The sequence below is a fragment of the Pseudomonadota bacterium genome (genome assembly GCA_026388255.1).
Lineage (GTDB): Bacteria > Desulfobacterota > Syntrophorhabdia > Syntrophorhabdales > Syntrophorhabdaceae > JAPLKB01.
The window spans coordinates 1-7,958 of sequence record JAPLKC010000112.1 but is presented as its reverse complement, the minus strand read 5'-3'; the positions used below and the strand labels follow the sequence as shown (position 1 = coordinate 7,958).

11 protein-coding genes are annotated in these 7,958 nt (G+C 46.5%); 7 read left to right on the top strand and 4 right to left on the bottom strand.

What is annotated here, in order from left to right:
- Positions 1 to 700: 700 nt before the first annotated feature.
- From NT178_16500 to NT178_16480, 5 genes are all read left to right on the top strand, one after another.
- Complete coding sequence (locus NT178_16500) at positions 701 to 1,153, top strand: hypothetical protein (GenBank protein MCX5814122.1); 453 nt, start codon at positions 701 to 703, stop codon at positions 1,151 to 1,153.
- Between the two features lie 167 nt (positions 1,154 to 1,320).
- Positions 1,321 to 2,424 carry a hypothetical protein gene (locus tag NT178_16495; GenBank protein MCX5814121.1) on the top strand — a complete coding sequence of 368 codons (1,104 nt, stop codon included), beginning with the start codon at positions 1,321 to 1,323 and terminating at the stop codon, positions 2,422 to 2,424.
- Positions 2,421 to 3,053, top strand: coding sequence for a dCTP deaminase (dcd, locus tag NT178_16490; protein ID MCX5814120.1), 633 nt, complete (start codon positions 2,421 to 2,423; stop codon positions 3,051 to 3,053). Before NT178_16495 ends, dcd begins: the two co-directional genes overlap by 4 nt.
- 51 nt (positions 3,054 to 3,104) lie before the next feature.
- The gene (locus NT178_16485; GenBank protein ID MCX5814119.1) at positions 3,105 to 3,428 is read left to right on the top strand and encodes a hypothetical protein; all 324 of its coding nucleotides are present in this window, start codon (positions 3,105 to 3,107) and stop codon (positions 3,426 to 3,428) included.
- Positions 3,425 to 4,183: an RHS repeat-associated core domain-containing protein gene (locus NT178_16480; protein MCX5814118.1), complete on the top strand. Its 759-nt coding sequence runs from the start codon at positions 3,425 to 3,427 to the stop codon at positions 4,181 to 4,183. The genes NT178_16485 and NT178_16480 overlap by 4 nt, the downstream gene beginning before the upstream one ends.
- Positions 4,184 to 4,227: 44 nt before the next feature.
- Here NT178_16480 and NT178_16475 read toward each other — a convergent pair whose 3' ends face one another.
- Both NT178_16475 and NT178_16470 read right to left on the bottom strand, forming a co-directional pair.
- Positions 4,228 to 4,440, bottom strand: a complete 213-nt coding sequence (locus NT178_16475; GenBank protein ID MCX5814117.1) for a type II toxin-antitoxin system HicA family toxin — start codon at positions 4,438 to 4,440, stop codon at positions 4,228 to 4,230.
- Between the two features lie 11 nt (positions 4,441 to 4,451).
- Positions 4,452 to 4,652: a type II toxin-antitoxin system HicB family antitoxin gene (locus NT178_16470; GenBank protein MCX5814116.1), complete on the bottom strand. Its 201-nt coding sequence runs from the start codon at positions 4,650 to 4,652 to the stop codon at positions 4,452 to 4,454.
- A 112-nt stretch (positions 4,653 to 4,764) separates the two neighbouring features.
- Between NT178_16470 and NT178_16465 the strand changes: the two genes are divergently transcribed.
- Together NT178_16465 and NT178_16460 are read left to right on the top strand one after the other, a co-directional pair.
- The gene (locus NT178_16465) at positions 4,765 to 5,013 is read left to right on the top strand and encodes an RHS repeat protein (GenBank protein ID MCX5814115.1); all 249 of its coding nucleotides are present in this window, start codon (positions 4,765 to 4,767) and stop codon (positions 5,011 to 5,013) included.
- 244 nt (positions 5,014 to 5,257) lie between these two features.
- Positions 5,258 to 6,478: an ATP-binding protein gene (locus NT178_16460; protein MCX5814114.1), complete on the top strand. Its 1,221-nt coding sequence runs from the start codon at positions 5,258 to 5,260 to the stop codon at positions 6,476 to 6,478.
- Between the two features lie 279 nt (positions 6,479 to 6,757).
- Here the strand turns inward: NT178_16460 and NT178_16455 are convergent, their stop codons facing one another.
- Entirely contained in the window at positions 6,758 to 7,039 is a 282-nt protein-coding gene (locus NT178_16455; GenBank protein MCX5814113.1) for a hypothetical protein, read from the bottom strand.
- Positions 7,040 to 7,425: 386 nt separating this feature from the next.
- A partial coding sequence (locus tag NT178_16450; GenBank protein ID MCX5814112.1) for a hypothetical protein occupies positions 7,426 to 7,958 on the bottom strand: 533 nt, incomplete at its 5' end.

The following is a 7,958-nucleotide window of genomic DNA, read 5'->3' as shown; positions in this document are numbered from 1 at the left end:
TAACGTGTTTTTGTCTATGATCATATTGCCTCCTTGGTATAAATTATTGGGTGTACGATTGTTTCATAGATACATGCGATTTTTTTCGTGTGTTTTCTCAAACATGCTTTTTGATTCAGATATGCCCTCAGACAGACGGCGTTCAATCGGTGCTGTATTTCTGGCAGTTCGCAACACGCGACAGCTAACAGCACTTTCCTGATTAACGACACAATAATGCACAATGGCGTTCTCATGGCGACTCCTTATTATTGGGATTTTTTTTTATAGTTTTCGGATAAACCTACTGAAGATTTTGATTATGTATTACTTATTTGATTCTGCCGGAAACTATGTGAGTCGTCTGATTTGCTGGAAAGGCTTATTGAATGCGATGAAATACGTAAAGTTTTGAAAGTTTGTTTTCTGTTCCTGCAGATTCCGGGCTTCTTCCTTAAAGAGAGTTTCTACCAAGTTTGTCGAATGGGCAACCGGCAATCAATAACCAGCATGAATGTTTCAGCTTGAAATTGAACCGCAATTTCAAAACGGGAGATTTAATACAAACATGATAAGAGTACGTGATTCTTTTCCCTTGACACACAAAAAAATTGTTCTTACAATTGCAATATCTTATCATGCAATTATGGCAGTTAAAAAAGTTCGGCAGTTTTACAATGCTTATAGAACCGCTGAAAATTAATAACAGGAGGTCTGAATTATGTTATCAACAATAGAATCACCTCAAGAAAAACGGGGTCTTGAGGCCCTTGATCCCGATCTTCCATTCTTGGCAGCAGAAGTATCAGTTGATGTCTCCAACATGTTGTCAGGTGTTTCCAATGATCAGACAGCAATGCGAAGCTTGGCTGACAAACTGCTTCATTCCCTTAAGTCTTGCCATGGCGTTCCTCTGCGTTCTCGAATGGATATGGCTACTCTCACAGTCTTAGGAGAGGCCGTGGAAACGATTGATAAACAGTCACTGAAAAATGTTGGGGACTTACTTAGCAAAGCAAGTCAGATAGCAAACGTATTGGCGCGCGAGAATCCCAAAGAGGATCTTGCTGCTCTTGAGCAAGCCGGACACTTCTGTGTGGCCCTTTCGAGAGCCGCTGCAGCTTATAGTGAGTCAATTCGTGATTTAGGCCCGTCACATCCATTTCGGAGTTGATAATGTCAATCTTACTAGATGCCCGGGCGCGTGTCTCTGCAGTTCTTCAAGAGATTGAGCGGTTGAAGCAAGCTGAGTTTCCATATGCACATCCGCGCGACGCCTTGGATCTTCTGGAAGTAAGATTCCAATGGCATCAGTCTGTTCTGCAGAAAACGTCAGAGAGCATGCCGAAGGGGACAATTCACAACGTATGCAGGGATTCTCTCCGCGAGTTGAGGGTATATCTTCCCATTCTTGGTTTTGTTCTCCGTGCAACTAACGTACGCAATGCCTTTGAGGCACATGATCCCTTACAACGTCTTACCAATAAGGTCATGGGAACCGATGCGAAATTAATTATCTCGTCGGAATGGGAATTTTCTCCATTTGTCTATCGCGCCGGTACTGGACCCCTGAGTGGATTTGTCCTAATCGGCCTGCCTGCCCCGGAATCGTCCAATCCACTCTTGCTACCTCTTGCGGGGCATGAGTTGGGACACTCCATTTGGGAACATGAACGCTTTTCGACGAATTACGAGCAACTAATCGAGGAAGGCATACTGAAGGAGTTGATAAACAATAGGTGGAGCGATTACAATGTTCTCTATCCGCAATATCGCAAGGAGGACATAGAGAGCGGAGACATGTTTGCTCAACAATCTTTGCGTCCGGCTTATACGTGGGCAAAGTTACAGGTTGAAGAGATGTTCTGCGACTTCTTTGGAGTATGTCTCTTTGCTGAGTCATTTTTGTATGCTTTCGCCTATTTACTATCCCCGGGGACGTCAGGACTGCGCTCGCTGAGATACCCCAATATCACACGTCGTGTTTCGCACCATGTACAGGCAGCCAAGGTGCTGGGGGTTAATGTTGATGCGGAGTATGAATCGTCCTTCGAAAAAGAACTTGAACCAGCCGATCCGGCAACAGCCTTGCTCGTTTCACTTGCAGATGTAGTGTCTGCCTCGTTTGAGGGGGAATTAATTAAGCTGGCAAAGAATTTCGCGAGCAAAAACGATGTCCCAGAGAAAAACCTCGATAACGTGAGGGACATCAGCAAACTCTTTAGCGCTTATGTTATGCCGATCAAAAAGCCAGCCTCGCTTGTGGATATTATGAATGCAGGATGGGAGTGTAACATGAATGAAAATTTGTGGGAAGGCATTCCTCAAATCAAGGGAATCGATGAAAAAGATACAAGAAGGAATAGAGACCGCATTCTGCGGGATATTATACTCAAGAGTATGGAGATAGCTGAAATCTACGAGCGTTTGGAGAAACCAGCATGATCCTAAAAGCAAACCAAATAGCACAAGAATTAATAAGCCCGCTAAATGAAAAAGATCCGCTAATCATTACTCCGCAACCAGAACTTGAAGACCTTAAGAAATCCGGTGCTGCTTCTATAGATATTCGCCTGGGTTGTTGGTTTCTTGCTTGTCGTCCGAGTCGTGCGGGTTTTTTTGACGTGTATGAAAAACAAACGGATGCTCCCAATGAGGCAAAGCTGACAAAATCCTACTATGTGCCTTTCGGTGAGGGATTTGTTCTCCATCCCAGAAACTTCGTTCTTGGTATTACTATGGAATGGATTAGGCTGCCAGCCGATCGAGCAGCCTATGTTATCGGACGTTCTTCTTGGGGACGACATGGACTAATCATAGCGACTGCAACTGGTGTACATCCTGGCTTTACCGGATGCCTGACGCTTGAGCTATCAAATGTAGGGGAAATACCAATCATAATAAAGCCTGGAACTGCAATCTGTCAGATATTTATTCATGAAGTTTCTCGCGGAGATCCAGAGCTTGTTGATCGTAGTTCATTTATCGGACGAAGAAAACCAACACTTGGAACAATAGAACTCGACGAAACAGCTAAAAAGCTTGCTAAAAAACAATCCGGGATATCTCCTTAGTTCAAGTCGCACCTAATATGTTGTGGCTGGCAGCCAGGGCATAGAGTACCATTGCTAACACCCCTGCACTGCGCGGACTTCAAGTTCAGCCATCGTTCGAGGATAGTCTTCCATGCCACCAGGACCAATCGTGCAGAGAGAGGCGCCCATATGTTCTTTGCAGAAGTAGCACCCTCCCCACTCTCCTTGCCGAAACTGACGGAAATGGAGCTGGAACGGCATATTACGTATACGGGCTTGGGCTTATCGCAAAGATTCTCCCCAATAATGCTGCCCGTTACTACCTTTACGATTCGAGGGGAAGCGCTGTTGCCCTTACCGATGCAAGCGGAAACATCACCGATGCCTACCTGTATGAAACATTCGGGGATGTGAACAACAGAAGCGGCACTTTTCCGGATTTTACAGCGGCACAACCAAAAAACACCTTCACCTATCTGGGAAGGCACGGTGTCATGGACGAAGGAAACGGCTTCTATTACGTAAGAGCCCGGTATTACATGCCGGAAACCGGAAGGTTTTTGACAAAAGATATGTTGACAGGAAAAGTCGGCGACCCCCAGACCCTCAACCGCTATGTCTACGCGTTGAATAACCCCATAAGGCTGATAGATATAAGCGGCTTCTCGGCGAGGGAGGGAGGGGTAATTGCTTATCGCAGCAGTTCCGACATTTACCATAATGGGCTTATCAACGGTTTGGGTTACAGCCTTGAGGATCAGTTCATTGATCTGCTGAGGACTACGGAACATTTGGGGGGTGACTTCATAAAGTTGGCTGGGGCTCAAAGTGCCTTCCTGAAAAATTACAGCAAGGCTTCGCAGTTCATATCTCTCTTCATGAATACCGGAAACGAACTCGGAGGGCTCAGAAATATTTTGACTTTCGCTAAAAATCTTTCTTCGAATATAAGAAGTGCAACGGCTGATGACTGGATCGAGACAGCAAAAGACACAGCCACGTCAATGACAGCTGTATCTGTCAATACCCTGGTCGATATAGCAACAAGTCCTCTGAGACAAATAACAGGGGGGAAGGATCTTTCCATCACGGGCAGCGATGTTGAAAAAGCTATCAATACAACTACCGATTGGTTAGGTGGCAAGTTCTACCAGTGGGGTTTGTATTGAGTTTATGAGATTATATGAGGGTATGCTATGAGGGTAAAAACAGATTACAGTTCATTGAATTCCTTTTCGCTTATCCCGGCTTGCCGGAGCAGTTTCCGAAGAAGACCGGGGCCAAGCTCATCGTGCTGGGGTATTGAAAGTGTCCATTGATATCCGGGCTTGGTCATCATTATATGGGAGCCTCTTTGGCGTGCAAGAGTCCAGCCAGCCTTCTGAAATTTGCGGACTGCTTCCCGGCCCGAGCAAAGGTTCAACATTCTGTATCGCCCTACACAGCAATTTCAATAAGAGCGGATGGATCATACTGTTGCTTGGACTCCATCACTTCCAGCCATCCCTCGATGGCTTCCGTAATGTTTGCCATTGCCTCTTCATACGTTTTGCCCTGAGACAGGCATCCCGGCATGGCCGGTATCTCTACCGCATAGTAACCCGCTTCATCCTGTTCAACGATTGCATGAAGTTTCATCTGCCCTCCCATTTCGGATTGTGTTCACAGAGTAAAAACGTTTCTTTGTTCCAAATGTAGTTGAAATATATCATAGAATTACCCATGTTGTCAAAAAACCAGGGGGTTTGGAATGATACCACAATATAGATGGTCATTTTGTTTTGTTGTTATGATGTTCCTTGTTATCATTCCTCTTACCGTTTTTTCATCAACAATACAGTATACCTACGACTCTCTCAACAGGATTACAAAAGTGGATTACGGCGATGGATATACCGAACAGTATGCCTACGATACGGCAGGGAACAGATTAACAAAATCAAATATACCTTACCAAAGAAACTACTTAGCCACCTCCCAACATGCAACAGTTTTTTGAAAGCATGAAAAAAAAACCAGATTCATTATGTGCTATGCAATAGGAGGGAGGACGAATATAAATGTTGGCATCGGTTTTTCATGTGTTTTTTCTTCGGAAGCGGATAAGACCCCCTGTAAGGAAGTTGGTGCAAAATATGAAGATAGCTCTCTGAACGGGTGCTGTCCATAAACTCTGACTATATTTCTCACCAAAGCAAAATAGTCTTGACTATTTTTCAGTTTAGTGAAAAGATATGTACTGAATGAAAGCCCGTAGCCTTTATACCCGGATATGGCAAGAACTGGCCACAGATAAGGAGATGGTCTTCCTTGCAGGACCACGCCAGACCGGAAAAACAACGCTGGCAAGGATAATCTCCGGCAACTTTCCGAATACCCTGTACTGGAACTGGGATATCCCGGCAGACAGGGCAAGGCTCCTTGAGAACCCGGCCTTCTTCGAAGAGGTGGTACGCAAGGACAACTCAATCCCTTTCATCATTTTCGACGAAATCCACAAGTATCGTGACTGGAAGAACTACCTCAAAGGTGTTTACGATGGATATCGCGAGCAGTACCGTTTCCTCGTGACAGGCAGCGGGAGGCTGGACATGTACCAGAAAGGTGGGGATTCCCTTGCGGGACGTTACCTCCCATTCCACCTGTGGCCTTTTACTATTGCCGAACTGGCTGAGGCAAACCGTTCTATGGAGGAATTTCTCCGTGATCCGTTGTATGTGACCATGGAGCGAACCGGCGAATTGCAGATTATCTGGTCTCAGATGGAGGAGGTAAGCGGGTTCCCCGAGCCTTTCCTCATAAACCGTCCCGCCTCATACAGGAGGTGGTCCCAGACCTATGCAGGCCAGATTATCCGGGAAGATATCCGGGACCTTACCGACGTCAAGTCCGTGGCAAATATGGAGACCCTTTACGCCTTGCTCCCTTCCCGCACGGGGAGCTCTCTTTCTGTCACTTCCCTGGCAGAGACTCTCCATTGCTCATATAATGCCGTGCGGAGCTGGCTCGACATATTCGAAAGGTTTTTCCTTGTTTTTAGCATCCCAGCTTGGACAGATAAGGTGGCGAGGGCCATACAGAAAGAGAGGAAGTATTATCTTTGGGATGTCCCGCGTATTAAAGATCCCGGGGTTCGCTTCGAGAACATGGTGGCCATCGAGCTCTGGCGCGCCGTGACCTGCTGGAACAACAGGGGGCTTGGGAGCTTCTCCCTCCACTTCGTGCGGAACAAGGAAAAAGAGGAGGTGGACTTCCTTGTCGCCAACGAACATCACCCACTCTTCCTCATCGAGGCAAAACTCTCAGAGAGCAGACCCTCGAAGACGCTCCTGAAGTTCCAGCGTATGCTCGGCATACCGGCAATCCAGCTTATCCGCGAGGACGACACCTTTCGTCTTCTCTCCAATGACGGTTTGCCCATCCTCATTGCCCCAGCCCCCCAGTGGTTGTCGCTCCTGCCTTAACCACTTTGCACTGATTCGCGACACATGGAGGATGTTTTCAGCCTCCGCGAGAGATTCAGCATCCATGTTCCGTTTCATTTCAGTTTCTCCTTTGGCCGAACGCTTGGCTTCAGCGGGAGCCGGCTTTTTCGGCGATCCGCTACAAGCCGTTAGGCAATGGTTTGTCTTATATTCTTTATCGTTTCTCACCGCTAACCTCTATGCTTGGTTTCACGGTCTTGGGATCGATTTTAAAAAAGATTTAAATGAGTTCTCTATATTAGCACTGTCCTTGAACTCCTATACATCGCGCCGGTTTTCACGCGATACTACAAAGAAAGAATCCATAACAATGACCGTAAAAAGCGGCCTGGAAATGGTCATGTACACGGGGAAAATAGGCGAGATTCCGGGCACACGTGGGGCAGTGACAGCGAGGATGAAATCGGCTTTCTTGTCAATTGGCCCTTTCTGTTCGAGTGACCAACCATCAAGAGGGCCATCAGGTTGCACCTGCATTGGCTTGTCCGGCGGAACAAATCCATGTTCTATCGCAATCCCGTTGAGCCTATCAAATATCATCCTATGCTCGCGGGGCCTCCGGTATTTGTGCCGACAAGGGTTGCGAACATCTCTATTTCACCTCTCTTTCATTCGCGTTCTCCTTCCCACCCTTCGAGTCTAAACTATTGGGTGGAAAGTGTCTCACTTATATTGGCACAGAGGGAGGAGGTCGCGGGACTTTGGGTACTTTGGCTGACTTGAGCAGCGAGATCATCGGTTCTTCATTCCTCGTCATACTTGCTTCCGCCTAACACTTAATCTGCTGCAAGCTACAATTTGTAAAATGCTACTATTTACCATATAGGTCGTCAATCATAATAAAGTTTGTCTTGCAGCAAACATATAATGCATAAAAAAAGCCTCTAACTTTTTGAGTTAGAGGCTTGCGAAGCTTATAGTGCACTTTATCCTACCGACTTAGATTTTTTCTTCTTTTCCCTGATTCCTTTCCACCCCATTCTATTCCATGTTTCAGGGTCTACGGGAAGCGGTCGCGTCGTCATCGACTGCATATCGATGAATGCGCCATGCTGTGTGAGATACCCGTATCTGAATCCCTGCCACAGAATATGAAGTGCGCAGGTTGCGACCATTTGATTAATAAAGAGATCCTGCCTGTTTAGGGCTTCCGCCATAGAGCAGCTTGGGCCCTGATTGTCTTCCTCACCGACTGAGAGACTATTGCCGTAGAGGTCTACAGCGTTAGGAAGGTACGGTGTTACTCCTGGTTTATCAGGTTGTTCCACCGGATTAACCGATCCGAATATAACCTGCCCCGTATCCGCCGTGTTCCCGGTATCCATCCAGTAGTGTGCAGTGAGGTTTTTCGCGGACCTATAAAAGAGAATGCGGGATTTTAGGCTATCGACAGCAGTGATAATGATTTGAGGCGAACCATCTCCATTTGAGAATTCTTTCGTGATCTCGTATGGGTAGG